This is a genomic window from Streptomyces sp. NPDC054866 (assembly GCF_053610745.1).
Window position 1 is genome coordinate 346,966 of the sequence record NZ_JBSGZA010000007.1, and the last position, 23,637, is coordinate 370,602.

Here is a 23,637-nt window from a genome sequence, read left to right on the forward strand (position 1 = left end):
CTCGCCTTGCTCCAGCACTCCCCGCGAGTTGTTGGGTCGCAGTCGGGTGCGCCATTCACGCGACTACGTCAATTTCGAACGCGAGATCGAGATGGTGTGGAGGTGAGGGCCAGTTTTCATTTCGTGCATTCGCCGGCGGGCGCCAGAACGTAGCCTTCACTGCTCACACATGAGTTACTGCTGTTGCAGGTTGGGCAGCCAACATTCAGGGCGCATCAGGTGCGCCCGCCATCAGGAGTGCTCAGTCGTGAGCACGATCCGCTATCCGCACGACCACGTGCGCTCACGAAAAGGTCACTGTCATGTCAGACATTCAGCCGGAATCCGCCGGAGTTCAGGCCCACTACGCCGCCCGCGTAGCCGCAGACCTCGAGACCAACCGCAAGGAACAGGAACGCCTCGGTGCTGAGGTGACAGCGCTCCAGGAGCAGTTGCGGACGCTGGAGAGCGACCACGCGCTGTTGCTGAGCATGCAGCAGGCGTTGGGCTCCTCCAACACCACGGCGGCCACGGACAAGAAGGCTTCGAACCGCGCGTCAACCGGCAAGAAGGCAGTACCCGCCCCTCGGGCAAGTGCGAACAATTCCAGTGCGGCCCGAACGAAGAAGCCTGCTGCCACCAAGCCCAAGGACAAGTCAGCCAAGGGTGCTCCCAAGGCCGCCGCGAAGAAGTCCGCCGAGGCGACGTCGGGGCCCACGCTGGTCGAGCTGATCGACAACCACCTCAGCAAGCAGAGCGAGCCGCGTTCCGCCGCCGAGATCACCAGCGCACTCGCCCAGGACCAGCCCGGCCGCACCATCAAGACGACTGTCGTGCGCACCACCGTGGAGGGCCTGGTCGCCAAGGGCCGAGCGCACCGCACCAAGCAGGGTTCCTCCGTCTTCTACACCGCGGCCGCCCCGGCGGACTCCCCTGCCCCCGCACCGCAGTCGGAGAACGCCGCCAGCTGAATCGGCCGGCACCACGTGTGTGCCTCACGGTGGATCCTGGCCGCTGTCCACCAGCCATCGGTGTGCTTCCATCGGTCTGCTCCTTCATCGGTGCCTCATCGGTTACCTGAGCCCCTTCGGGCCCGTCATCACCGGTGACGGAGCAGATTCGAGGAAGGTAACAACATGTCCGACACCAGTCCGACGACGAGCCCGGCGGATCCGATGGCCGAGGCGTTCGAGGCCCAGCGCGACCGGCTGCGCTCGGTCGCCTACCGCATGCTCGGATCGCACGCCGACGCCGAGGACGTGGTCCAGGAGGCCTGGTTGCGCCTCTCCCGCCAGGACGCGTCGACCATCCACAACCTCGCGGGCTGGCTGACCACGGTGGCAGGACGCATCAGCCTCGATGTCCTGCGATCCCGCCAGGTCCGCCCGGAGGCGTCCTACGACGACAGCCTGCCCGAGCTGGTGGTGACGCTCGACGACGGTCCCGCTCCCGAGGAGGACGCGGTGCTCGCCGACTCGGTCGGGCTCGCGCTGCTCGTCGTCCTGGAGTCGCTGCGGCCGAGCGAGCGGCTGGCGTTCGTGCTGCACGACCTGTTCGCGGTGCCGTTCGAGGAGATAGGCCAGATCCTCGGCAAGTCCACCGCCGCCACCAAGATGCTCGCCAGCCGTGCCCGCAAGAAGGTGCAGTCGATTGAGCGGCCGACGGGCGCGGGGCGGGAGCAGCGAGAGGTGGTCCAGGCCTTCCTGGCGGCGGCTCGCGGCGGCGACTTCGAGAAGTTGCTGCGGGTGCTCGACCCCGAGGTCAAGCTGACCGTCGACACCCCGTCCGGCGTGGTCGTCACCCTCGGCGCCACCAAGATCGCCGCCGGCGCGCAACTGTCCGCCAACGCGGCCACACACGGCCGGGCGGTGCTCGTCAACGGCCTCCCGGGGGTCATGTCCTGGCGCGAGGACGGCACGCCGCTCTCGGTCCTCGCATTCACCGTCGTCGACGACCGGATCACCGAGATCTCAGTCGTGATCGACCCGGCCAAGCTCGCGCTGATGGACCTGCCGGATCCGGCGTGAGTTGACTGCCGCCTCCCGACGCGGAGACTCCGGTCAGCTGCCTCATCGAGCGCCTCAGTGCTGGATCAGGCCGCCGACCGGAACAGCGGCTACGTGGCCGGTGGCCGGACGGGTCTGCGCCAGGGCGAGGCCGATGTCGACCAGCGACGACCGGCGCAGGCGAGCGACGTCGGGGATCGGAGTCCAGACCGACTCGGCGACCTCGCCGTTCGGCTCTGGCCGGAGCCGACCGCCGGCGATACGGGCCTGGTAGAAGATGCCGACGTTCTGGTGCTCCGGCCCGCCGGGAATGGTGCGCTCGGCTGCGGGGATGATCCTTGAGTCCACTCCCAGCAGGCGCTCCACCACCGCATCACAGCCCGTCTCCTCAGCGACCTCACGCTTCACCGCCTCGAACGGGTCCTCCCCGTGCTCGACCCGGCCGCCCGGAAGAGTCCAGTTGGACTCGCCGCGTGCTGACACGTGACGGGCAAGCAGAACCCGTCCGCCCGCAAGGCACACGGCGTACGCCGCCAGCCTGAAACTCATGCCCGCCCCTCCCTTTGGACGCTCCCGGTGTCCACGGCCCCCGCCGCGCCCGCTCGCCGAGCTGGCCGGGCCAGGAGTGGCCGCTACAAGGCCGGCGGGCCCTGTTCCACGCGGCGCAGTACCGGTGCGAGCCTGTCGAGGCCCTCGCTCGTCTGGATCTGGCGCTCGTCCCACCAGGTGACTCCCGCGTCGGCCAACGGGCCGATCAGGTCACGGGTCTTGGCGGCGTCGCCGCCCGGCGAGGCGCCGCCGAGGACGATCTCGAAGGGAGCGGGAGTGTCTGGAGTGCCTGGACGGTCCTCGCGCTGCTTTGTCACGTAGGCCACCAAGTCGTGGACCTGGTCGATCGGCGGCACGTAACCGTGTTTGGCGTCGGTGAACAGCGGGACCGCGCCGTCCCAGCGTGCGGCCCGGCGCATGGGCGGGCGGTTCGGCCAGAAGCCGGCGATCCAGATCGGCGGCCGGGGGCGTTGCGCCGTGGCCGGCAGCAACGTCACGTCGCGCGCCTGGTAGTGACGTCCGTCGTGGTTCACCGGCTCGCCCGACCAGTAGCGCCGCAACAGGTCAAGGCCCTCGTCCAGCCGCTCGGCCAGCACCTTCGGGTCGGTGGTGTCACCAAAGCTCGCGTACTCGTCTTCGACGGGCCCGCCGAGCCCCGCGCCGAAGGTGACCCGGCCGCCGCTCAGGACGTCCAGGGTCGCCACCTGGCGGGCGAGCTGCTGGGGGCGCCGCCGGGCGACCGGGGTGACCAGCGTGCCCAGCCTGATCCGGGACGTCGCGAGCGCGGCGGCGGTCAGCAGCATCCAGGGATCTCCGAAAGGCCTGCCCGCATGCTTGCGATGCAGCACGTGATCCCAGACGAACAGCCCGTCCCACCCAGCTTGTTCCGCCGCAACGGCCACCTTCGCCACGGTCCTGGGATCTGCGAAGTCACCAAAGTTCGGGATGTTGACCGAGAAACGCATCCCCGCATCCTGCTGCACCGCACCGGGGTCGGCAACCGCAATCTCGGCTCGGTCTCACCTCAGTGCAGCACTGGCTTCCTCCGCATGCCGCACCGCGGCCTGGGCCAGACCGGTGATCAGCGGGTGGGGGCGGGTGCCGTCGCCGTGCAGTTCGGGCTGGAACAAGGTGGCCAGGAAGAAGGGGTGGTCGGGCAGTTCGGCGACGCGGATGTCGCCGTTCTCGTCGGTGCCGGTGAAGTTCAGTCCGTGGGCGCGCAGCCGCTCCACGTAGGCGGGGTTCGGGCCGTAGTTGCAGTGGTAGCGCTCCACCGTCCGCTGGGCGCCGATGAGTTGGGCCGCCCGGGAGTCCGCCGCGAGGACGATCGCGCCCTCGTGGCCGACGAGAGAGCAGGCCAGCGGGACCAGCAGCTCCTCCCCTCCCCCGTCACTCTGGCTGCCGCTGTTCTGGGGGGTGTTCTCGGCATGGACCGCGTCGCCGAGCCCGCACACCGACCGGGCGTACTCCAGGAGCAGGTACTGGAAGCCGCCACAGGTACCCAGGAAGGGGATGCGTTGCTCCCGGGCCGTGCGGATGGCGGCGAGCGCTCCGGCTTCGCTGCGGTAGGGGCTGCCGGGCAGCACCCAGACGGCGTCGAAGCCCTCGACTCCGGCCTCGGCCTCCTGGGTGGGGATCCAGTACGCGTCCAGACTGAGGCCGTCGCGGGCGCGCAGGGCTTCCAGGAGCGCGGGGATACGGGTGTGGGAGCGGACGTGGTCGGAGCGGTCCGCGACCAGTGCGATACGTGCGGCAGGAGTCATGCGTCCATCGTCAGCGGTGTCACCACATCACGTCCAACGATGATTCATGCACTGTGCATTAGCGATACTGATGCATATGGATCCACACCTCCTGCGGACCTTCGTCTCCGTCGTCGAGAACCGCTCCTTCTCGGCCGCCGCCCAGGAACTGGGCTACACGCAGTCCGCCGTCTCGCAGCACATCGCCGCACTCGAAGCCGACCTCGGCCCGCGGCTCGTGCATCGCCGACCGGTAGGGCCCACCGAGACCGGCGAGCGTCTCATGGAACATGCCCGGCCCCTGCTGCTGCGCCTGGACGCGGCCCGCGCCGACATCGCCCGGCTCCACGCCACGCGCTCGACGCAGCTCACCGTCGCAGCCAGCCCTCTCGCGCTGACCCCCGCCCTCGCTCATGCCCTCGCCCGGATCCGCCGTCTCGCCCCCGGCCTCGCCGTGTCGCTCGACGTGCTCGGGCGGGAGGCGGTGGTGGCGGCCGTCATGGCCGGGGACGCCGACCTCGCCCTGGTGGACGGGGCAGCGGCGCCCACTGACCCCCTGCCGCTGTCCGACCCGGGTCCCCTGACCACCACCGCCGTGGCCGAACACCCCCTGGCAGTCCTGCTCCCGGACGACCACCCCCTGGCACGCCGGAGGACCCTCCGACTGCCGGACCTCACCGACGCGCACTGGCTGGACGCACCCGATACGGCCATCCCCCTGACCCAACTCCGCGCAGCCGCCCACACCGACGGCTTCCGCCCTCAGGTCACCTACCGCGGAACAGACATCAGGGGGGTGGGCACCCTCGTCGCCGACGGGCACGGTCTGGCGGCGCTCCCCCTCACCACAGCCGCCGAGCTGCCGGGAACGGCCGCCGTCCCCCTGTCAGCGCCCCGCCTCGTCCACCGCACCGAAGTCCTGCACGCGACCAACCCCCCTGCGCCCGTCCCCGAGTTGGTCGCTCTCCTCGGCCGATGACCGGGCGCAACTGCCCCGTAGGACCGGCCCACCGGCACACCGATCGGCTTCAGTCGGCGCTGCGCAGCGGTGGTACGGCCGGGACCTCGATCGCGTTCTCGATGTCCGCGACCGTCATCTTGAACTGCTCGGGATAAGCGTCGCGCCGCGTGCGGCGAGCGGGCTCGATGGTGCGCCAGGTGTAGAGACACTGACGGCACTGCAGGACGTCCCAGACGCCGGGCACCGGTGAGGTCGCGAGCCGGTCGATCGTCTCGTAGGCGCAGCGTGGGCAGATGGTGGCGTGGTCGTGGTTGTGGTTGTGGTTGTGGTTGTGGCCGGTCATGCCAGGTTCCTTCCGGGAGGGGAGCAGGGGCGTAAGTCCGCGAAGGGGCGCGGGGGTTCAGTGGCGGGCCGTGATGAGCTGCTGGAGCTTCGCCGCCCACTCCTTCGTCTCGGGCAGGTCCTTGGCCGGGGTGGAGAAGTTGCCGCGTACGTCGGGAGCGACCGGAGTCGTGGCGTCAATGATCATCTTGCTGGTGATGCCGGCCGGCTGGGCGGCGGGTGCGAGCTCCAGGACGGACAGGTTGGGGATGACGACCACGTCATCCGCGGGGTTGACCTTGGCGGACATGGCCCACATGACCTGCGGCAGGTTGAAGGGGTCGACGTCCTCGTCGACCAGGATCACCTGAGCCACGTATCCCAGGCCGTGAGGCGTGGTCATCGCGCGCATGCCGACGGCCTTGGCGAAGCCGCCGTAGCGCTTGGCCGTCGAGATGATGACCATCAGGCCGTGCGTGTACATGGCGTTGACCGCCTGCACCTCGGGGTACTCCGCGCGCAGTTGCTTGAGCAGCGGGACACAGGTGTTGGGGCCCACGAGGTAGTCGACCTCGGTCCATGGCATCCCCAGGTAGAGGGACTCGAAGACGGGGTTCGTGCGGTAGGAGACGCGGTCGACGCGGATGACGGGCATGCGGCGCCCACCGGAGTAGTGGCCCGTGAACTCGCCGAAGGGGCCCTCGATCTGGCGCTTGCGGGACTCGATGACACCTTCGATGACGACCTCGCTGCCCCACGGCACGTCGAAGCCGGTCAGCGGCGCGGTGGCGATGGGGGCGGGCGCGCCGCGCAGGGCACCGGCCATCTCGTACTCGCTCTGGTCGTACGCCATCGGCATGCCGGCCACGATCGTCATCACCGGGTCGTTGCCGAGCGTGATGGCGATGGGCAGGTCCTCACCCGCCTCCTCGGCCTTGCGCAGGTGTTGGGCGATGTCGTGCATGGGGACGGGCTGAAAGGCGAGGCGGTCGGTGCCGATGACCTCGATGCGGTACGTGCCGACGTTCTGCTTGCCGAAGTTCTCCGGCTCCTCGGGGTCGCGGGAGACGACGGCGGCCTTGTCGAGGTAGAAGCCGCCGTCGCCGTCGTTGAGACGGAAGAGGGGAAGGACGGAGAAGAGGTCCACGTCCGCTCCCTCCTGGGTGTTCTCGCGCCAGGGGGCGTCCTCGCGGCGTTCGGGGGCGACGGGGAAGGCGTCCCAGCGGGCGGCGAAGGCCTCCACCTGCTCCTTGACCGGGGTGTTCCTCGGCAGGCCGAGGGCAAGGGCGTGGTTGGCCCAGGAGCCGTGCACGTTCATGGCGATACGGGCATCGGTGAAGCCCTTGACGTTGTCGAAGTACAGGGCGGGGGCGTTCTCGCCTATACGGCCCGTGGCGTTGGCGGCAGCGGCCAGGTCGGGCTCGGGCAGGACCTCTTCGGTGAGGCGCAGCAACTGCCCTTCCTTCTCCAGGGTGTCGAGGAAACTGCGCAGGTCGTCGTAGGGCATGGGTGACTCCTTGAGGGGATGGGACGTCTGAGGGGAGAGGGGCGTCAGGGCGCTGGGGGCGTCATGAGGCCGGTGGCAGTGCGGCGGCGCGGGCGGCGCGCATGCCCTCCCAGCGCTTGGCCGCGGGCGCGGGCAGGTCGAACTGGTCGAGGACCCGGGCGGTGATGTGGTCGACGATGTCGTCGACGGTCTGCGGGTGGTTGTAGAAGGCGGGCATCGGCGGCACCATCCGCACTCCCTGCCTGGCCAGGGCGAGCATGTTCTCCAGGTGGATCTCGCTCAGTGGCGTCTCGCGCGGTACGAGGACCAGTCGGCGCCGCTCCTTGAGGACGACGTCGGCGGCTCGGGCCACGAGACCCTCCGCGTATCCGGCGCGGATACCGGCCAGCGTCTTCATCGAGCAGGGCACGATCACCATGCCGTCGGTGCGGAAGGAACCGGAAGAGATGGTGGCGCCCTGGTCGTCCGGGTGGTGCGTGACGTCGGCGAGTGCGCTCACCTCGGCGACCGGGAGGCCGGTCTCCAGTTCGATGGTGGTGCGGGCCCAGCGGGACAGGACGAGATGGGTCTCCACGTCCGGCAGCTGGGCCAGATTCTCCAGGAGCCGCACGCCGATGGCCGCTCCTGTCGCCCCCGTCATTCCCACGATCAGCCGCACTCGTCCGCTCCTTGCACCAAGATGACCTGCGCCTTTGCTCCTGCGCCTCGTTGATTCCACGCTAGGAGGCAGACTCGGCGGGCCGGCGGTACGCTCGGGACTCGCGATGGGGAAAAACGGACACCCTGATGTCAGGGACTTGGATTACACCGCGGGCGTGGGCGCGCCGACCGGCGTCGAGGTGGTGGAGCTCGGCGGCCTCTACGAGCGCTCGCGACGGCACGGCAACGACCCGCACGCGGCATTGCGCCCCGCCTTCCATCAGCTGATCGTGGTCCGCGGACGGCGGCTTCGGATGGCGGTGGATTTCGTCGAGCACGATCTGGCGCCGGGCTCCTGGCTGTGGATCCGGCCGGGGCAGGTGCAGCGGTTCGGCCCGGATCTGGTGGCCGCGGAGGGGGCGATCGTCCTGTTCCAGCCCGGCTTTCTGCCGCCCGCGACGGTGGCGGCCGCGCACATGAATCCCCCCTACGAGCAGCGGCCTCTGCTGCCCGAGGGCGAACAGGCGCAGGCGCTGCGACGGGCCCTGGACCATCTCACGTACGAGTACGGGGCGATGGCCTCGCTTCCGCTGGGCTCCCACGTCGAGGTGATGAGGCACTTGGTGTCGGTCCTGATGCTGCGTCTGGCCGCCGTGCGGGGCGCGGCGCCTTCGCAGGGCGCGGTGAGCGAGGTGTTCCGGCGCTTTCACGACGCGGTGGAGCGCGACCATGTGGTGACACGGCGGGTGGAGGACTACGCGGCCGCGCTCGGCTACAGCCCGCGCACCCTGTCCCGGGCGACGCTGGCCGTCACCGGCGCGAGCGCGAAGAAGTTCGTCGACGAACGGGTGCTGCTGGAGGCCAAACGCCTCCTGCAGCACAGCAGCCTCCCGGCGAAGGAGATCGCCGGAAGGCTGGGGTTCACGGACGCGAGCGACTTCACTAAGTTCTTCCGCCTACGGACGGGCACGACTCCGGCCGCGTTCCGCGCACTGGCGCTGGGGCAGTCGTCCTTCGGCTCCGCCTGACGGAGAGCTGAGGAGAGGGTCAGGCGAAGCCGTCAGCGAAGGCGGGGGTGGGCAACTCCTCACCGGTGTAGGTGAAACCGGGAATCTGCTCCTCCGTCGCAATGACTCCCGGGGTCGGTTCCCGCGGTTCGTAGTCGGACAGCACTTGGCCGTCGCGGGCATGGCCCACCCGCTGCATGCCCGCGCCGCTGCGGAACACGGTGTAGGCCCGCGTACCGCGCGAGAGCGCTTCCAGGTGGTACCGCGAGCGGGACGAAAAGCTCTCCAGGGCATACGTCCAGCCGGGGACGGCCCCGGCCCGGACGATCGCGCCCGGGTGCGTCAGGAACCCGGCCTCGGTCAGCTGTGCCACCAGGGCCTCGTCCTCCCCGTCGAGGAATTCCAGGTCGCTCAGATGGTCGTCTTCCGACCGCATCAGAAGCTCGTCGACCGCCAGATCGGTCAGTTCGTGGATCCGGTGTGGCTCCTCACCAGCATGAGGTGACGAAGTCGCCGGGCTACCTTGCGGCACAACGGGTCATCAACCCCAGGGGGGGCAAGGCGGCGGCATGCCCGCGCCCGTCACAGCAGCTCTGCGAGGCGGTCCGCCTGGTCGGGGTCGTGGCCGTGGCAGTAGAGCATGACCTCGTCGGCGCCGAGGTCGGTGAAGCCGGTGATCGCGTCACGGATCTCGGCCGGGGTGGTGCGGAGTCCGGCAACCATGCGGTCGGGCGTGCCGGTGAAGGCGTAGTACGCGTGCATGTTCGTCCGGGCGTCGTCCACCACCTCGTCCGGGCCGAGCGCGACGTTGAGCTGCGCGACGATGCGCGGTTCGCCGTCGCGGTCGTACTCCTTCCAGAACTTGCGGACGGTGTCGAACAGGCCGCCTGCCCAGGCAGGTGGCGCGGCGGCCAGGAAGCCGTCGCCCCAGCGTGCGACGCGTTCGATCGCGGCGGGCTTGAAGCCGCCGAAGAGCACCTCGGGGCCGCCCGGCCTGGCGGGCGCGGGACCGATCGGGCCGATGCCGTCGCCATACGGTTCGCCGGACCACAGGCGGCGCATGACCGCCATCTGCTCGTCGAGGCGTCGGCCTCGGGTGCGTATGTCGGTGCCGGCGACCTGGTGGTCGTCCTCGCGGCCCCCGACGCCCAGGCCGAGGACCAGCCGGCCGCCGGACATCTGGTCCAGGGTGGCGGCCTGCTTGGCGAGGAGGGCGGTGTCGCGCAGCGGGGCGAGCAGCACCTCGGTCTGGACGCGGATGCGGGAGGTGGCGCCGGCGAGGAGAGCGAGCGCGACCAGGGGCTCGGGATTGTCGTAGACGAGCCGGTCGAGCAGGCCGAGCGTGCTGAAGGGGCCCGCGTCGGCGCGCTGGGCCCAGGTGAGCAGGGTGGTGGGGTCGCCGATGGGCAGACCGATACCGACGTTCATGACTGAGACCTCCGAAGGAAGGGTCGACAAAGAAACTGCCGCCTCCCCGGCACCTCAGCGAGGTGGGACGCTCCCGCTCTGCGGCGTGCTTCTGGGGAGCGTCTCGTCGAAGTGGGCTCACTCTAGGATCAGTTGGTTCGGCGGGACAACCGGATTACCCGGACTATCCGGATTACGAGGACGCCCGCGCCGCCCGAGCAGCCGCCTCAGCGGTGGATGTCCGCGCCGGGGCCGAGGGGCAGACCGAGGCCGTAGAAAATGCCGAGAACCGCGATCCAGGCGATCAGGAACGGGACCACGAACACCGCGAGCCGGGACAGGACCGTGCCGAGCTGCGCCCCGGGTTCGTAGCGGCGCAGGATCGTCAGCATCAGGAAGACGTACGGATTGAGCGGCGTGATCATCTGCGTCGCGGAGTCACCGATCCGGAACGCCGCCTGGGTGACGGCGGGTTCCATGCCGAGGAGCATGAACGCCGGTACGAAGACCGGCGCGACCAGGGACCACAGGGCCGAGCCCGACGTGACGAACAGGTTCAGGACGCAGACCAGAAGAACGAAAAGGACCAGGCCCGTGAAGCCGGTCAGGCCCGCGGACTCAAGCAGGTTCGCGCCGTTCACCGCGAGCAGGGTGCCGACGTTGGACCAGTCGAAGACGCCGATGACCTGGGAGATCACCAGGATCAGCACGATGTAGCCGGACATTCCGGTGATCGACTCGGCCATCATGCGTGGCGCGTCTTCGGCACGCTTGAGCGTGCCGACGGTGCGGCCGTAGACGACGCCGGCGAGAACGAACGCGACGAACAGCAGCGGCACTATGCCGTCGAGGACCGGCGAGGGGACGAGCGCGCCGCCCTCGCCGCGCAGCGGGGAGCCCGGCAGCAGCCAGCAGGTGACCACGACGGCCGCGTACAGCAGGACGGCGAGCCCGGAGCGCAGCAGGCCGGTGCGCTGTCTGGCGGTGACGGTAACGGTGACCGTGACGGAATCCGCCTCGACTGCTGGCCCGGCCTCCGGATCCGCCGCAGGGTCCGGATGGGGCAGCCGCGGTTCGAGGACGCGGGAGATCAGGAAGCCGCCGATCAGGGCGAGCACGCAGCTGGCGGCGGCTGTGTAGAAGTAGTTGATGAGGATGTGCGTGGGGGCGCTCCCGCCACCCGGCACGACCGCGGCGGCCTGGTGCGTGATGCCGGTGTAGAGCGCGTCGAGCGCGCCTATGGAGAATCCGGCCGCGTATCCGGCGCAGACGCAGGCGAAGCCGCCGATGAGGCCCGCGATCGGGTTGCGGCCCGCGTTCTTGAAGGCGAGTGCGGCAAGCGGCGGGATCACCAGGATCGCCACGTCACTCATCAGGTGCGCCTGGCAGGACACGAAGGCGACCAGGTACGGCAGCAGCCCCCTCGGGGCCCGCGCGATGGAGGCGCGTACGGCCGTTTCGAGCAGGCCCGTCTTCTCGGCCACGCCGACCGCGGCCATCATCAGCAGGACCGTGCCAAGGGAGGGGAAACCGGTGAAGTTCGGGATGAAGTTCTCGAGCAGCCAGCGCACGCCCTCGCCGCTGAACAGGCCCTTGACCGCGAGTGTCTTGTCCTCGCCCGGCACCGTGACGGTGGTGTCGGTGGCGGCGAGAACCGTCGAGACCGTGCCGATGATCAGGAACAGGCCGAGGAAGAGCAGCACCGGGTGCGGCAGCTTGTTGCCCGCGCGCTCGATGCCGTTCAGGACCTTGTCGAGTACGGTCCGCCGCGGTGGCCCGCCGGCCGGCGTCTTCGCGGGGGTTGTCGAGGTGCTCATCCGGCGGCTCCTTGCGATGGTGTGCCGCTCGCCGCGGGGGCGGTCCGCGCCAGGCCGAGCGTGTCCTTGCGTACGGCGCCGCGCTGGGCGACGAGCACGATGCGGGCCGGGTCGGCGAGCACCGAGATGTCCGCGAGCGGATCGCCGTCGCACATCACCAGGTCGCCGTGTTTGCCTGCCTCCAGCGTGCCGATCTCCGCCGAGAGGCCGAGGAGTTCGGCGGCGCTGCGGGTGCCCGCCTCGATGGCCCGTTCCGGGGTCATGCCCAGCGACACCAGGTGGGAGAGCTCGCGCAGGTTGCGGCCGTGCGGCACCATCGCCGCGTCGGTGCCCATGGCGATGCGTACGCCGTCGGAGATGGCCGCCGCGATGTTCTCCTGGGTGATGCCGGACCAGCGGACCTTCTTCTCGTAGTGGAAGGGCTGCATGGTCGAACGGTCGATGCCGTCGAACACCGTAGAAAGGGTCGGCACCACGAACGTGCCGTGCTCGCCCGCCAGTTCACGCGCCTGCGCGGTGAGGCCGTAGCCGTGCTCGACGCTGCTCACGCCGCCGCGGATCGCGTTGATGATGCCCGCGGTGCCCTGGGCGTGGGCCGCCACGGGCCGGCCGCCGTGCCGGGCCACCTCGTCGACCACCGTGCGGATCTCCTCGACGGTCAGGCCCTCGTCGTCGGGCTGGTCGTAGGGGCTGCTCATGCCGCCGGTCGCACAGACCTTGATGACGTCGGCGCCGGAGCGGAGCAGGCGGCGCACCGCGACCCGTACCTCGTCCGGGGTGTCGGCGATCTCGCCCACCCCGGCACTGGGGTCGAAGCCGCACTCCGAACGGAAGTCGGCGTGCCCGCCGGTGTGGCTGAGGATGCGGACGGCCGTGTGCAGCCGGGGCCCTGCGGTGAGGCCCGCGGCCACCGCGTCCCGAAAACCGGCCGGAAGGCCGCCCAGGTCGCGGGCGGTGGTGATGCCCGCATCCAGGGTGATGCGCAGCCGCTCGGCGGTGCGGAACGTCTCCACGGTCGGGTCGGTCTCGTGGCGGCGGACCATCTGCCGGGGCGATTCGATGGCGAGGTGGACGTGGGTGTCGATGAAGCCCGGCAGGACCGTGCGTCCCGCCGCGTCCACGGTGCGGGCCCTTGCGGGTGCTTCCGGCGCCGTAGCGGCGGGACCGGCGTAGACGATCGTGCCGTCCTCGTCGATGTCGATGACGGCGTCCGTGACGGGGGCCGTGCCGGTGCCGTCGACGAGGCGGGCTCGGATGATGCGCAGGGAGGAGAACTGTGCGTGGCTCATGGCCGACGATCCTCGGTATCAGGGATCACGACTGTGTAAAATCGCCGGAATCTTTCACCACGACGCCGCCTACGCAGGATTCCGTACACGTCATGGAAACGCAGCGAGCGCACACCCTGGACGAACTGGACATGGCCATCGTGCACGCCCTCCAGATCCAGCCCCGGGTGCCCTGGGTGCGGATCGGCGAGGTCCTCGAGGTCGACGCGGTGACGGTCGCCCGCCGCTGGGACCGCATGGTGCGCGCGGGCATGGCCTGGGTCGACGGCTACCTGTCGCCCGGCCACGACGAGGGCGTCTACGCCCAGGTCGAGATCGACATGGACGGACGCCTGAGCGAGGACACCATCGGGCAACTCGCCCGTGACCCGCATGTGTTGAGCCTCAAACAGACCTCGGGCGGGCGCGATCTGCTCGCGATCGTCGGTGCCACCGACCTCGACGGCCTCGCCCGGCTCTCCGGCGACCGGGTGTCGCAGCTGCCCGGCGTACGCGCCGTACGCAGCCATGTCATCACCGCGGCGCCCTTCGAAGGGGCGTCCTGGCGGCTGCGCAGCCTCACCCGGCAGCAGCGGAGCGCCCTGACCCTGGAGCGGCCCGCGGTGCCCGACGAACCGCTGCGGCCCCTCGACCGCCGCATCGCCCTCGCACTCGGCACCGACGGCCGGATGCCCCTGACGGATCTCGCCGGGACCGTCGGCGCCTCAGCCGCGACCGTCCGGCGCCGGCTACGTGTCCTGACCGGTACCGGGCGGCTCTCGCTGCGCTGCGCGCTGGCCCGGCCACTGACCGGATTCCCGGTCTCGGTCGTCTACTTCGGCTCGGTGCCCGCCCAGCATCTCGACGAGACGGTGACCGCGCTGCGCACCCTGCCCGGCCTGCGCATGTGCAGCATCACGGCGGGCGCGCACAATCTGGTGCTCGACATCTGGCTGCCGGCCCTGTCCGAGGTCCACACCACCGAGGCGCTGCTCAACAGCCGCCTCGCGCACCTGGATCTGCGCATCACGGAGCGTGCCGTGGTGCTGCGCACGGTCAAGCATGTGGGGCGGGTCCTTGACCGCAGAGGGCACAGTGTGGGGTCGGCGCCGCTCAACTACTGGGACGAGTAAGGGGTTTGGGGATCATGTACCCCGCTCCTCACGCACCTCTCTCCCTCGTGAGCGACCGCAGGGCGAACAGCCGGGTGAGCGGGTGGAAGCGGTAGCGGCCCGGAGCCCTCGACTCCAGGAACTGCACGTCGACCAGCTGCTCCAGGATCACCTCCGCCGTCGACGGCTCATCGCCGGTCGCCGCTGCCGCCTCTGCGACCGTCAACTCCCCCTGCTCCGCCGCCAGCAGGGGCAGTACGAGTGCTGCCGCCCGGCCCGTGGGGCCGCGGGCAAGAAGCTCTCGGTGGCCCGCTTCCAGAGCCGCGTACATGTCCAGATCCGCGAAGGACAGCTCCGCCAGGCGACGCTCCGGGTCGGCAAGGCGTTCGGCGAGTTCCCGCACCGGCCACCGGGGGCGCGCCGCCAGGCGGGCGCCCGCGATGCGCAGGGCCAGCGGCAGGTGATCGCAGTGGTGCGCGATCGCCTCGGCGGCGGCATGTTCGGCGGTCAGCCGGCCCGCTCCCGCCCAGAGGCCGAGCACCTCGACGGACGCCGCGGGCGGCAGGGGCATCAGGTGGAGGTGGACGGCGCCGTTCAGGGCAGCGAGTACACCCCGGCTCGTGACCAGGACCGCGCAGCCGTGCGCCGCGGGCAGGAGGGGGCGTACCTGGGCCGCGTCCAGGGCATTGTCGAGGACGATCAGCACTCGCCGCTCGGTGAGCAGCGTGCGGTAGGCCGCCGCAGCGTCCGCCACGCTGCCCGGATACGGCCGCGAAGCACCCAGCGCGCAGAGGAAGCGCCTGAGGACGACGTCGGGCGGCACGGGATGCTCGTCGCGGCGTGAGCCCCGCAGGTCGGCGTAGAGCTGACCGTCGGGGAACCGCTCACCGAGCCGATGGGCCGCGTGCACGGCGAGCGCCGACTTGCCGACACCGCCGGGGCCGTCGAGCGCGACCACGAGAGGGCCCTTGCCCCGCGGCGCCGGGGCAAGCACGTCGAGCTCGCCCATCTCCCGCCCCCGGCCCGGAAGTTCGGGGATGTCGGCAGGCAGCTGGCGAGGGACGGGAGGGCGGCAAGGGACCGGCGGCGATGAGCCGGCGCCGTCCGTGCCAGGAGGGCCCGGGCGGCCGTTGGCAGCCGGGCGGGAGCGGCGCGCCTCCTCCACGCGGTCGCGGGCCGTCGCGAGAAGGCGCAGCTCACGGCCGGTGGCGCCGAGCAGCTGGACCAGGGTGTCGAAGCGGTCCGTCGGTGGCAGCGTCTTGCCCGCGAAGTAGTCGCCGATCACCCCGTGCGCCCAGCCCGTTCGCGCGGCCAGTTGCCGGTAGGTGATCTGTGCGCCTCCGTCCCTGCGGGCGGCGCGTCTGCGTAACTGGCGCAGCAGCACGGCCAACGCGTCGGCCGTGTCCACGGAATCCACCGGGCCGACGTCTGCCGCCGCATCGCGCGGTCCCCCGTCCGGCGGGTGTCCCGCCGCCCCCGTTGCCGCTGGCATGGTTCGCATCCTCCGCACCGGCTCGCGCCTTGGCGACGCCGTACGACCGTCGCCTGGCCGAAGCCATCCGGACCTGTCCGGTGGTGCCCGATTTCGAGGATCGCACCCCGGGACGCGCTGCGAGCATCCGTCTACCGCTCGGATCCCGCGTATCGGCGACCGGGCACCGCACCGGCTGTCACTACGGCATTCGTGAAATGCCGTCCGCCGGTTTGGTGCGGCTTCCCGGCGGATGCCGGAGACCGGGCGTGGCACCACCGCACGACCGACATCGGACAACCAAGGAGGCACGACCTATATGAGCAGGGTCTGCAACAAAGCCCCCGGCCTGCCTGACGGCAGCGTGGCCGAACAGTCCCTCTACGAGCGCGTGGACGGTCCCATCGCCACCGGCTCGGCCCATTTCATGCGGGCGGGCAGCGAGCTACACCTGATGCATTCCGACCTGGAGCTCAACGACGTGCGCCAGGCCGCCCTGCGGGTGCGCTGTGCTGCCGCCGCGGTCCGGGCCGCGCTGGTGGAGTACCGCGCCTCGCACCGCGTCGCCCAGGAGCTCGGCTTCTACCCGGTCCACGACGAGCGGCTGCGGGTCGCGGGCGGCGGGACCGCCCCGGTGCGCGAGACGCTCGGCGCGGCCCGCGACGCGGACCTGGTCCAGCTGGACCGGACCGCCATCGAGGCCATCGCGCTGCGCTACGAAGAGGGCGGGGACGAGGCGACGTTCGGTCACTTCGTGTCCGAGCTGACCGGCTTCTCGGCGGGGCTCGAGGGCTTCGCGGCGCACGCCGCCGAGGCCGGTGCCGCCGATTGGCAGCGCGTGGCCTGGCAGTTGCTCACCGGATTCGACCGCATCCGGATCTACGGTCAGGCACTGGCCGTCATCAACATCCTCGGTATGACCCCCAGCGCCGTCGCCGTGACCGCCGTCGGCGCCGGCCAGGAAAGGAGGAACGGGATATGAGCGCCGTCTGCAACAAGCTCCTCAGTCTCAGTGAGGAGGACCTGCGCGACAAGAAGCAGCTCGCGCTGGCAGCGGGCACCGAACTGAACGCGGCCACCAGCGAGTTGTGCCGTGCCCTCGAACTCGCCGAGCACGGCGACGGGGTGGCCGGTGCCGCCGTGTACGCCGCGGCGGCACGGGACCGGCTCGGCGGCGCCGCGCGGATGCTGGCGCAGGTGGCCGACATCCTGGCGACGGGCACGCTCACCAGGGAGACCGCAGAGTGGTACAGCAGGCTCGACTTCGACCGGCTCTACCGCTCGGGCGTCAGCCTGGGCCAGGTGCCGCAGTCGGCCGAGCTGTGGCAGGCGTTCACCGAGCAGGCCAGGACCGGCGGCCCGCTCGGCATCTGCCACGACATGCGCGACCGTACGCTCGCCGTGGCCGCGCTGATCGGTGACTGGCTCGACCAGATCAACGTCCCGGCGGCGGACACCGCGCTGCCGCGGATCCAGTCCGCGATGGCCGACCTGGCCGCGTACGCCCAGCTGGTCGCCTTCGCCAACAAGGTGGAGCCGCGGGACCCGGCATGGGTGATCGCGCGGGACGCTGCCGCGTAGCCGTACGCAGGTAGAACGAAGGAGCGCCGGCCCGGGCCGGCGCTCCTTTCGTGCCTTTCATGCCTTTCGTAGAGGTGCTTCAGAGTCGCCGGACTCGCAGCACGCTGGTCAGCATCGGGAGAGTGAACTCGCCGTGGGCGGTCTCCGGTCCGTTCGCGAGGAAAGCGTGGATCCGGCCCAGTGTGGCTTCCTGTTCCTGCTCCGGCATGACCAGCATCCCCGCGCGCGTCGCGAGGGTCGCGACGAGTGACTCGGCGGTGCGGCGCTGGCCGTGCGGGAACTCGGCCTGCTCCGGCGAGCCGAACCGAGCGGCTGCACCCGTCTCTGAACGGTTCTCTGGAAGGTGCATGTCGGCGGTCTCCGCGCGCCAGCTGGTGGGCGTGTCACGCGGGCCGATGGCCGCGCTCCCGCTGACTCGTGCGAGACCGGCAACCCACTCGACGCGGTCGTCCATGACGTTCCACAGACCGGCCAGGATGCCACCGGGTGCGAGGACCCTGGCGATCTCGGGCCCCGCGACGGCCATGTCGAACCAATGCATGGCGTTGCCCGCCAGCACGGCATCGACGGACACGTCCGGCAGCGGTATCGCCTCCGCACTACCCGGCAGGGCACGGACAGTCCGCAACGAGCGGCGCAGCTCGGTCAGCATCGCCGGGTCGGGCTCGACCGCGATGACTTCGGCGCCCAGCGCGACCAACGTGGCGGTCGGCTTGACGGTTCCAGCGCCGAGGTCGAGCACGCGCAGGCCTGGCGCCGCCTCGATCACCCAGCGCACCGCGGTCTGCGAGTAGTCCGGCCGGTGCTCGGCATAGGCGGCCGCCGCTGCGCCGAACGAGGAGGCGTGAAGCAGCCGTTCATTCCGGTCCGGGTCCATGCGGCGACGCTATAGATGTCGGCGGCTGTCGGCCACCCCACCTGAGCACTACGTCGACAGCCCTTCGTCACCGGTAGGCGCGCGCCTGGAGCCCGTACATCTGCGCGTAGAGCCCGTCCTGCGCCAGCAATTCCTCGTGGCTGCCCGTCTCGGCGACGCGGCCTCGGTCGAGTACGACGATGAGGTCGGCGCCGCGCACGGTCGAGAACCGGTGGGAGACCAGCAACGTGACCGTGGCCGGACGGCCGCCGTCCGGCCTGGGGCGGCGCGCGGCCTCGATGTAGCGCTCGAAGATGACGTGCTCGGTCTCCGCGTCCAGGGACGCGGTCGGCTCGTCGAGAATGCGCAGCAGGGGTTCCGTACGCATCAAGGCCCGCGCGAGCGCCACCTTCTGCCACTGGCCCGTCGACAAGTCGATCCCGTGCTCCCAGCGACTGCCCAACTGCGTTTCCAGGCCGTCCGGCAGCGTGCCGGGCAGGCCGGTGGCGCCACCTCGGTCAAGTGCTTCGGCGACCGCCCGGGGGTCGGCGGCACGCGGCAGGTCCCCGACGCCGACCGTCTCGCGGAGGGCGAACTCGAAGCGCGCGAAGTCCTCGAACGCGGCGCCGATCCGCTCACGCCACCGTTCGGGAGGAAGGGCGTCGAGGGCGACTCCGTCGACCGTGATCCGGCCCAGCGTCGGCTCGTACATCCGGCACAGCAGTTTGACCAGGGTGGACTTCCCGGAGCCGTTCTCACCGACCAGGGCCACCACTCCCCCGGCCGGCAGCCGCAGTTCGACGTCGTGCAGTGTGGTCACCGCGGTGCCGGGATAGCGGAAGGAAAGCCCCTCGACGGCAATGTCATGGCGCAGCGTCGACGGGACGGCCGCCGCCCCAGCGGTACGGGAGGTGTTCGCGGGCGCGAGGCTCGCCTTCTCGGCGTACGTCCGCAGCCAGCGCAACCGCTCCGCGCTCTGCAGGAGTTCGACGACGGCACCCGTGGCCTGCACGAGTCCGCCGACATGCCCGGTGAACCGCCCGGCCAGGACGACGGCGAGCAGCACAGCGCCAAGGCCGGTCTGCCCTGTCACCGCGAGATGCACGACGAAGGCGACCGAGCCGATCAGGCCGAGCGAGTTGAGCAGCCCGGCCGCGCAGCCGATCGCGGCGAACCGCCACTGGGCCCGGCTCGTCACGCTGTCGGCTCGGCTGCGCAACTCGCCCACCCGGGACCACAGTTCCGGCCCCGCTTCGAAGACGCGCAGCTCCTTTCCCGCCTCCGGCGAGGTGGCGAGGCGGGCCAGGCGTGCGGCGAGCCGGTAGTCGGCCGCCGTGGCCTCCTGGGCGCGGGCGATGATGCCGCGGGCGGAGATCTGCAGGCGCAGGGCGAGTGCCCCGATGAGCGGGAGCACCAGCAGGGCGGGGTGGACGGTGGCCAGGAGTGCGGCGGTCACCAGGAAGCCGCCGAGCTGTTCGAGCAGGTTGAGCACCCAGTTGAGCAGGGCGCCCATGGCCAGGGTGCGGTCACGCAACAGATGGAGCCGGTCCTGGAACGCGGGCGACTCCTGGTGGCGCAGCCCGGGAATGCCCGCGGCGAGCCGCGCCAGCAGCCGGTCAAAGGCGAAGCCCACGCGCTCGCTGAGCCCGATCCTGGCTCCGATCGCCGCCAGTTCGACCGCCTCCCACACCCCGAGGCTCACCACAAGCAGGAGCGCCGCCGTGACCGTGGATTCCAGGAGCCCCTGTTGCGCGCCCTCGGCCATGGACCTCAGCCACAGTCCCTGCAAGGCCGCGAGACCGGCCGCGGCGGGTACGAGCAGCAGCCCGAGCACGGCGAGTTTCCAGGACTCCCGGAAGGATTCGCCGACCAGGGTGCGCAGCGCGTCGAGCACGCCGCGCCACCCGTGTTCGGACATCTCAGCCATCTCAAGAGGGTCGATATCGACGTCACGGACGTCTTCCGGGACGCCCTCCGGGACGCCTTCCGGCGCCGCGCGATCCACCGGCCACGTGCCTCCGGACAGTGGAGGGCCAGCCACGCCGGGGCCCGCGTCGTCGTCGGTGAATCGCTCCGCCTGAAGCCGGTACATCCGGGCGTATCTCCCGCCCAGCCCCATCAGTACGTCGTGCGAGCCGCTCTCCACGATCCGCCCGCCGTCCATGACATGGATGAGGGCGGCCTTGCGGACGCCCGAGAAACGGTGCGAGACCAGGATCGTTGTGGCGCCCCCGCTCACCGTCAGGAACCGGTCGAAGAAGTCGGCCTCCGCCCGCGCGTCGAGATGCGCGGTCGGCTCGTCGAGCACGAGGACGGCTCCCGACCGCGCGGCCAGAAGCGCGCGGGCGAGCGCGACTCTCTGCCACTGGCCTGCGGACAGATCGGCACCGCCCGCGAACTGCCGTGACAGCACGGTGTCCCAGCCCGCCCCGAGCCTGCCGGGCAGTTCGGCGCCGTCGGCCAGTTCCAAGGCGCGCTCCAGTGCGTCCGCGTCGCCGCTGACGTCCGGGGCGCCCATCGCCACGTTGTCGCGCAGTGTCAGCGGGTACTTCACGAAGTCCTGGAAGACGACGGAGATTCCCCGGCGCCACTGCCGCGCGTCACACGCGCGCACGTCCGCGCCGTCCGCCGTGATCCGTCCGGCGTCGGGTTCGTACAGCCGCGCGAGGAGTTTGATCAGCGTCGTCTTGCCGGATCCGTTCGCCCCGACGATCGCTACGGAGGCCCCGGCCGGGATCTCCAGGTCGAGCCCGCGCAGTACGGGTCGGTCCGTGCCGGGGTAGGTGAAGTCCACGGAGTGGAAGGCGATTCCGCGGCGGAGTGCGGGGGTCCGGCCGTTGGCGTGACCGTTCCCGGCGGCCCCCTGACCTGCGGTCCCCCGCGACTCCAGCGCAACGAGCGACCGCAGGCCCAGCAGCGCGTCACGCACCATCAGGTCGTCATCGCCGACCCAGCCGAGTGCGGGCAGGGCGAGCGCCGCCTGGGCGCTGATCACGAGCTGGGTGAGCCCCAGGTCACCACGCGCGGCGGCGAAGGCCGCGTACCCCAGGACCAGGCCCTCCCCCAGCACCACGAACCCCACCGCGCCGTACGATCGCCGCGCTGCCGTTCCTCGGGTGGCCCAGACCCTGGCCATGCCCGACTGCCAGACGTCCGTCATCCGGCCCGCGAGCCAGTCACCGAGCCCGAAGACACGTATCTCCTTGGCGGGTTCGGGGTCCACGGCAAGTGACCGCAGATATCCCGCCCTGCGGATCACCGCACTCGCCGACTCCATGCTGCCGTGCACCTGCTGTGACAGTCGCAGATAGGAGCGATACGTCAGCACAGCAGCGAGCCCCAGCAGGAGCGGCGCCCACCACGCCAGTGGCGCCAACAGAACGAGCAGGCCGATCCCTTCGAGCCTCGGGCGTACGATCTCGGGGAGCAGGGAGGCGAGTTGGTCCGGCCGGGTGACCTGCTCGGTGGCCAGGCGCAGCGTGTCGGCGTAACCCGGCTCTTCGAGGTGTCCGATGCCGTCCGGGCCGGTCCCGGCCGCGATGGCCCGGTCCTCCACCACACTGGCCGCCCGCAGCCGCAGCACCGCCGCGATCCCGCTCTCCAGGCCGCGAAGTCCCGTGCGTACGAGGGTCAGCGCGCCGAACACGGTGAGGACGACCAGCGCGCGTCTGGCCTCCGCCGACCCTGCTCCCCCTTCCACGGCTCCGGGCAGCGCGCCGACGAGCCGTCCGGTCGCGACGACGATGAGCGGGCCGGTGAGCGCCCCGCAGACCACGGTCACGGCGAGCGCGACCGTGTGCCGCGGCCCGGCTCGCCACAGCAGCCGCCCTGCTGCCGTCCACTCCTGCCACGTACGCATCCCGGCCTCCTGAGCCGCGCGCCACCGTCGGGAGCACGATGCTCACAGAGGAGCCAGGCAGTCGTCCGACGGTCCCGGCCACGACCGGACACCACCGGTCACCTGCCGCGTCGCGACGTCGCCGGGTTACGCTCCCCGCCCGGGTCGCACCCCGAGTCCCACTTTCAGCCCGTAGTGACAGCTCAGGAGCATCGGCGCCCCATCTTCGCCGAACGGCGGTTGCCCCCCTTGGTGTCCCACCACTCTTCCAACAGGCCGCGTACCAGCTGGACCAGTTGGCGAAGACGCTCAGGATCGGGCGCGGACGAGGTGAGCACGTCCACGAAGGACTTGTCGCTCCATGGCAGTGTGAAGACCCAGCACTCGTCGGCGTGACCCTTTCGCTCGACGCTGAGCCGGTAGGTCAACGTCGCGCTGCGGTCCGGGTGATGGTCCACCGTCAGGTCGGTGACAGTGAACCTGGTCGCGCCATCATCGGAGGTGAATGAGCGAGCCAGGACGCGCTCAGCCGGCGTGTGAGCCACCATGTGCATCTCTCATCTCGTCAAGTCCACCTCGGCCGCGGACAGCACGCGGATACTCCGGCCCGGAAAACGGAGGTGCCGGAAGATCTCGTTGTGGTGGGCGATCGACTGCGCCGGAGCGGCGTACTCGCCGCCCTCGGGCCGGACGGACGTGGTGTGCCCATCGGCGACCACCACCAAGTCGTACCCGTGGCTCAGTGCCTGCCGCGCCGTGGTGTCCACGCAGATCTCCGTCGCGAACCCCGTGACGACCACCTCGGTGACTCCCAGCGTCTCCAACGTCGCGTCGAGATCCGTACCCAGGAAGCTGTCCGGGCTGGTCTTGTGGACGATCGACTCCCCTTCGGCGGGCGCCAGTTCGGACACGACCTGCCACCCCTGGGTTCCCGCCTCCATCCCGTCACCCTGGTCCTGGATCGTCACGACGGACATGCCGGCGGCCATGGCGCGTTCGCGCAAGCCTGCGATCACGGCGACGGTCCCGGCGGCCCGGTAGGCGATGGACACCGGGGTGTTCTGCATGTCGATGACGAGGAGCGCGGAGACGTGTGGCATGGGCTCACCGTAGAGGGGCCGCCGACCCAGGCTGCCTTTGCCCCCGAGAACCCCCGAGGGCCGCCGAGGACCGCCCCCGATCAGCCCGTGGCCGCCTGTCGCCTTCTCAGGGCCTCGCCGAGAGCCGTGCGGACAGGGGTGGGCAGCGGCTCGCCCTCTGTCGTGGCGATCAACTCCTCTGCCACCGCGCGCAGTTTGGTGTTGGAGTGCTGCGACACCTCGACCAGGATCTCCCAGGCCTCCTCCGCGGTACACGGCCCCAACGTCATCAGCATGCCCCGCGCCTGGTCTATGGACGGGTGGGACTCCATGGCGCGATGCAGATCATTGACCTCGGTGCGCAGCGCCTTGATCTCAGCGACCTCCTCCGCACAATCATCGTCGGGGGCCGGCTGCTCGGGATCGCAACGGGGGTTCCGTGCCGATGTGTTGAGAGAGTCCGGGGAGGAAGCCACCTGCTCTGCCTCTCGTTTGCT

General features: G+C 70.7%; 23 protein-coding genes. 7 read left to right on the forward strand and 16 right to left on the reverse strand.

Features of this window, described 5'->3' with window-relative positions:
* The first annotated feature begins 302 nt into the window (after window positions 1-302).
* Window positions 303-950: a hypothetical protein gene (locus ACWGI2_RS32690; RefSeq protein WP_453699312.1), complete on the forward strand. Its 648-nt coding sequence runs from the start codon at window positions 303-305 to the stop codon at window positions 948-950.
* A 165-nt stretch (window positions 951-1,115) separates the two neighbouring features.
* Window positions 1,116-2,006 (forward strand): sigma-70 family RNA polymerase sigma factor, encoded by an 891-nt coding sequence (locus tag ACWGI2_RS32695; protein WP_453699314.1) that lies wholly within the window; start codon window positions 1,116-1,118, stop codon window positions 2,004-2,006.
* Between the two features lie 54 nt (window positions 2,007-2,060).
* Here ACWGI2_RS32695 and ACWGI2_RS32700 read toward each other — a convergent pair whose 3' ends face one another.
* From ACWGI2_RS32700 to ACWGI2_RS32710, 3 genes are all read right to left on the reverse strand, one after another.
* Window positions 2,061-2,534 (reverse strand): NUDIX hydrolase, encoded by a 474-nt coding sequence (locus tag ACWGI2_RS32700; RefSeq protein WP_453699315.1) that lies wholly within the window; start codon window positions 2,532-2,534, stop codon window positions 2,061-2,063.
* An 83-nt stretch (window positions 2,535-2,617) separates the two neighbouring features.
* Window positions 2,618-3,499, reverse strand: a complete 882-nt coding sequence (locus ACWGI2_RS32705) for an LLM class flavin-dependent oxidoreductase (protein WP_453699317.1) — start codon at window positions 3,497-3,499, stop codon at window positions 2,618-2,620.
* A 54-nt stretch (window positions 3,500-3,553) separates the two neighbouring features.
* Window positions 3,554-4,297 carry a CTP synthase C-terminal region-related (seleno)protein gene (locus tag ACWGI2_RS32710; protein WP_453699319.1) on the reverse strand — a complete coding sequence of 248 codons (744 nt, stop codon included), beginning with the start codon at window positions 4,295-4,297 and terminating at the stop codon, window positions 3,554-3,556.
* 76 nt (window positions 4,298-4,373) lie between these two features.
* On the opposite strand from ACWGI2_RS32710, the gene ACWGI2_RS32715 reads away from it, so the two are divergent.
* Window positions 4,374-5,255: a LysR family transcriptional regulator gene (locus tag ACWGI2_RS32715; protein WP_453699320.1), complete on the forward strand. Its 882-nt coding sequence runs from the start codon at window positions 4,374-4,376 to the stop codon at window positions 5,253-5,255.
* Window positions 5,256-5,304: 49 nt separating this feature from the next.
* On the opposite strand, the gene ACWGI2_RS32720 is transcribed toward ACWGI2_RS32715, so the two are convergent.
* The 3 genes from ACWGI2_RS32720 to ACWGI2_RS32730 form a co-directional block, all read right to left on the reverse strand.
* Window positions 5,305-5,580 carry a non-oxidative hydroxyarylic acid decarboxylases subunit D gene (locus tag ACWGI2_RS32720; protein WP_453699322.1) on the reverse strand — a complete coding sequence of 92 codons (276 nt, stop codon included), beginning with the start codon at window positions 5,578-5,580 and terminating at the stop codon, window positions 5,305-5,307.
* A 57-nt stretch (window positions 5,581-5,637) separates the two neighbouring features.
* Window positions 5,638-7,065: a non-oxidative hydroxyarylic acid decarboxylases subunit C gene (locus ACWGI2_RS32725; RefSeq protein ID WP_453699323.1), complete on the reverse strand. Its 1,428-nt coding sequence runs from the start codon at window positions 7,063-7,065 to the stop codon at window positions 5,638-5,640.
* A 61-nt stretch (window positions 7,066-7,126) separates the two neighbouring features.
* Entirely contained in the window at window positions 7,127-7,723 is a 597-nt protein-coding gene (locus ACWGI2_RS32730) for a non-oxidative hydroxyarylic acid decarboxylases subunit B (RefSeq protein WP_453699324.1), read from the reverse strand.
* 157 nt (window positions 7,724-7,880) lie between these two features.
* Here ACWGI2_RS32730 and ACWGI2_RS32735 point away from each other — a divergent pair, with 157 nt between their 5' ends.
* Window positions 7,881-8,732 (forward strand): helix-turn-helix domain-containing protein, encoded by an 852-nt coding sequence (locus tag ACWGI2_RS32735; RefSeq protein ID WP_453699325.1) that lies wholly within the window; start codon window positions 7,881-7,883, stop codon window positions 8,730-8,732.
* A 19-nt stretch (window positions 8,733-8,751) separates the two neighbouring features.
* Here ACWGI2_RS32735 and ACWGI2_RS32740 read toward each other — a convergent pair whose 3' ends face one another.
* The 4 genes from ACWGI2_RS32740 to ACWGI2_RS32755 all read right to left on the reverse strand — a co-directional run bounded on the left by ACWGI2_RS32740 (window position 8,752) and on the right by ACWGI2_RS32755 (window position 13,224).
* Entirely contained in the window at window positions 8,752-9,147 is a 396-nt protein-coding gene (locus ACWGI2_RS32740; protein WP_453699327.1) for a hypothetical protein, read from the reverse strand.
* A gap of 146 nt (window positions 9,148-9,293) precedes the next feature.
* Window positions 9,294-10,139, reverse strand: a complete 846-nt coding sequence (locus ACWGI2_RS32745) for an LLM class flavin-dependent oxidoreductase (RefSeq protein WP_453699328.1) — start codon at window positions 10,137-10,139, stop codon at window positions 9,294-9,296.
* 206 nt (window positions 10,140-10,345) lie between these two features.
* Complete coding sequence (locus ACWGI2_RS32750) at window positions 10,346-11,935, reverse strand: AbgT family transporter (protein WP_453699329.1); 1,590 nt, start codon at window positions 11,933-11,935, stop codon at window positions 10,346-10,348.
* Window positions 11,932-13,224: an amidohydrolase family protein gene (locus ACWGI2_RS32755; protein ID WP_453699331.1), complete on the reverse strand. Its 1,293-nt coding sequence runs from the start codon at window positions 13,222-13,224 to the stop codon at window positions 11,932-11,934. Before ACWGI2_RS32755 ends, ACWGI2_RS32750 begins: the two co-directional genes overlap by 4 nt.
* A 92-nt stretch (window positions 13,225-13,316) precedes the next feature.
* Between ACWGI2_RS32755 and ACWGI2_RS32760 the strand changes: the two genes are divergently transcribed.
* Window positions 13,317-14,336, forward strand: coding sequence for an Lrp/AsnC family transcriptional regulator (locus tag ACWGI2_RS32760; protein ID WP_453699333.1), 1,020 nt, complete (start codon window positions 13,317-13,319; stop codon window positions 14,334-14,336).
* A 28-nt stretch (window positions 14,337-14,364) separates the two neighbouring features.
* On the opposite strand, the gene ACWGI2_RS32765 is transcribed toward ACWGI2_RS32760, so the two are convergent.
* Complete coding sequence (locus tag ACWGI2_RS32765; protein ID WP_453699335.1) at window positions 14,365-15,807, reverse strand: NB-ARC domain-containing protein; 1,443 nt, start codon at window positions 15,805-15,807, stop codon at window positions 14,365-14,367.
* Between the two features lie 298 nt (window positions 15,808-16,105).
* On the opposite strand from ACWGI2_RS32765, the gene ACWGI2_RS32770 reads away from it, so the two are divergent.
* On the forward strand, window positions 16,106-16,768 hold the full coding sequence (locus ACWGI2_RS32770; protein ID WP_453699336.1) for a hypothetical protein: 663 nt from the start codon (window positions 16,106-16,108) through the stop codon (window positions 16,766-16,768).
* A complete protein-coding gene (locus tag ACWGI2_RS32775) occupies window positions 16,765-17,367 on the forward strand; it encodes a hypothetical protein (RefSeq protein WP_453699338.1) in 603 nt (200 codons plus the stop codon). The genes ACWGI2_RS32770 and ACWGI2_RS32775 overlap by 4 nt, the downstream gene beginning before the upstream one ends.
* 79 nt (window positions 17,368-17,446) lie before the next feature.
* On the opposite strand, the gene ACWGI2_RS32780 is transcribed toward ACWGI2_RS32775, so the two are convergent.
* The 5 genes from ACWGI2_RS32780 to ACWGI2_RS32800 all read right to left on the reverse strand — a co-directional run bounded on the left by ACWGI2_RS32780 (window position 17,447) and on the right by ACWGI2_RS32800 (window position 23,616).
* Entirely contained in the window at window positions 17,447-18,244 is a 798-nt protein-coding gene (locus tag ACWGI2_RS32780; RefSeq protein ID WP_453699340.1) for a class I SAM-dependent methyltransferase, read from the reverse strand.
* Between the two features lie 67 nt (window positions 18,245-18,311).
* Entirely contained in the window at window positions 18,312-22,082 is a 3,771-nt protein-coding gene (locus ACWGI2_RS32785; protein ID WP_453699342.1) for an ATP-binding cassette domain-containing protein, read from the reverse strand.
* A gap of 182 nt (window positions 22,083-22,264) precedes the next feature.
* On the reverse strand, window positions 22,265-22,609 hold the full coding sequence (locus ACWGI2_RS32790) for a hypothetical protein (protein ID WP_453699344.1): 345 nt from the start codon (window positions 22,607-22,609) through the stop codon (window positions 22,265-22,267).
* A 9-nt stretch (window positions 22,610-22,618) separates the two neighbouring features.
* Window positions 22,619-23,161, reverse strand: coding sequence for an isochorismatase family protein (locus ACWGI2_RS32795; RefSeq protein ID WP_453699346.1), 543 nt, complete (start codon window positions 23,159-23,161; stop codon window positions 22,619-22,621).
* An 80-nt stretch (window positions 23,162-23,241) separates the two neighbouring features.
* A complete protein-coding gene (locus tag ACWGI2_RS32800) occupies window positions 23,242-23,616 on the reverse strand; it encodes an ANTAR domain-containing protein (protein WP_453398640.1) in 375 nt (124 codons plus the stop codon).
* Between the last annotated feature and the right edge of the window lie 21 nt (window positions 23,617-23,637).

Bases quoted from the DNA above. Each gene is read 5' to 3' on its own strand.
- ACWGI2_RS32690 (WP_453699312.1), top strand. From the start codon at position 303: ATGTCAGACATTCAGCCGGAATCCGCCGGAGTTCAGGCCCACTACGCC.
- ACWGI2_RS32695 (WP_453699314.1), top strand. From the start codon at position 1,116: ATGTCCGACACCAGTCCGACGACGAGCCCGGCGGATCCGATGGCCGAG.
- ACWGI2_RS32700 (WP_453699315.1), bottom strand. From the start codon at position 2,534: ATGAGTTTCAGGCTGGCGGCGTACGCCGTGTGCCTTGCGGGCGGACGG.
- ACWGI2_RS32705 (WP_453699317.1), bottom strand. From the start codon at position 3,499: ATGCGTTTCTCGGTCAACATCCCGAACTTTGGTGACTTCGCAGATCCC.
- ACWGI2_RS32710 (WP_453699319.1), bottom strand. From the start codon at position 4,297: ATGACTCCTGCCGCACGTATCGCACTGGTCGCGGACCGCTCCGACCAC.
- ACWGI2_RS32715 (WP_453699320.1), top strand. From the start codon at position 4,374: ATGGATCCACACCTCCTGCGGACCTTCGTCTCCGTCGTCGAGAACCGC.
- ACWGI2_RS32720 (WP_453699322.1), bottom strand. From the start codon at position 5,580: ATGACCGGCCACAACCACAACCACAACCACAACCACGACCACGCCACC.
- ACWGI2_RS32725 (WP_453699323.1), bottom strand. From the start codon at position 7,065: ATGCCCTACGACGACCTGCGCAGTTTCCTCGACACCCTGGAGAAGGAA.
- ACWGI2_RS32740 (WP_453699327.1), bottom strand. From the start codon at position 9,147: ATGCGGTCGGAAGACGACCATCTGAGCGACCTGGAATTCCTCGACGGG.
- ACWGI2_RS32745 (WP_453699328.1), bottom strand. From the start codon at position 10,139: ATGAACGTCGGTATCGGTCTGCCCATCGGCGACCCCACCACCCTGCTC.
- ACWGI2_RS32750 (WP_453699329.1), bottom strand. From the start codon at position 11,935: ATGAGCACCTCGACAACCCCCGCGAAGACGCCGGCCGGCGGGCCACCG.
- ACWGI2_RS32755 (WP_453699331.1), bottom strand. From the start codon at position 13,224: ATGAGCCACGCACAGTTCTCCTCCCTGCGCATCATCCGAGCCCGCCTC.
- ACWGI2_RS32760 (WP_453699333.1), top strand. From the start codon at position 13,317: ATGGAAACGCAGCGAGCGCACACCCTGGACGAACTGGACATGGCCATC.
- ACWGI2_RS32765 (WP_453699335.1), bottom strand. From the start codon at position 15,807: ATGCCAGCGGCAACGGGGGCGGCGGGACACCCGCCGGACGGGGGACCG.
- ACWGI2_RS32770 (WP_453699336.1), top strand. From the start codon at position 16,106: ATGAGCAGGGTCTGCAACAAAGCCCCCGGCCTGCCTGACGGCAGCGTG.
- ACWGI2_RS32775 (WP_453699338.1), top strand. From the start codon at position 16,765: ATGAGCGCCGTCTGCAACAAGCTCCTCAGTCTCAGTGAGGAGGACCTG.
- ACWGI2_RS32780 (WP_453699340.1), bottom strand. From the start codon at position 18,244: ATGGACCCGGACCGGAATGAACGGCTGCTTCACGCCTCCTCGTTCGGC.
- ACWGI2_RS32785 (WP_453699342.1), bottom strand. From the start codon at position 22,082: ATGCGTACGTGGCAGGAGTGGACGGCAGCAGGGCGGCTGCTGTGGCGA.
- ACWGI2_RS32790 (WP_453699344.1), bottom strand. From the start codon at position 22,609: ATGGTGGCTCACACGCCGGCTGAGCGCGTCCTGGCTCGCTCATTCACC.
- ACWGI2_RS32795 (WP_453699346.1), bottom strand. From the start codon at position 23,161: ATGCCACACGTCTCCGCGCTCCTCGTCATCGACATGCAGAACACCCCG.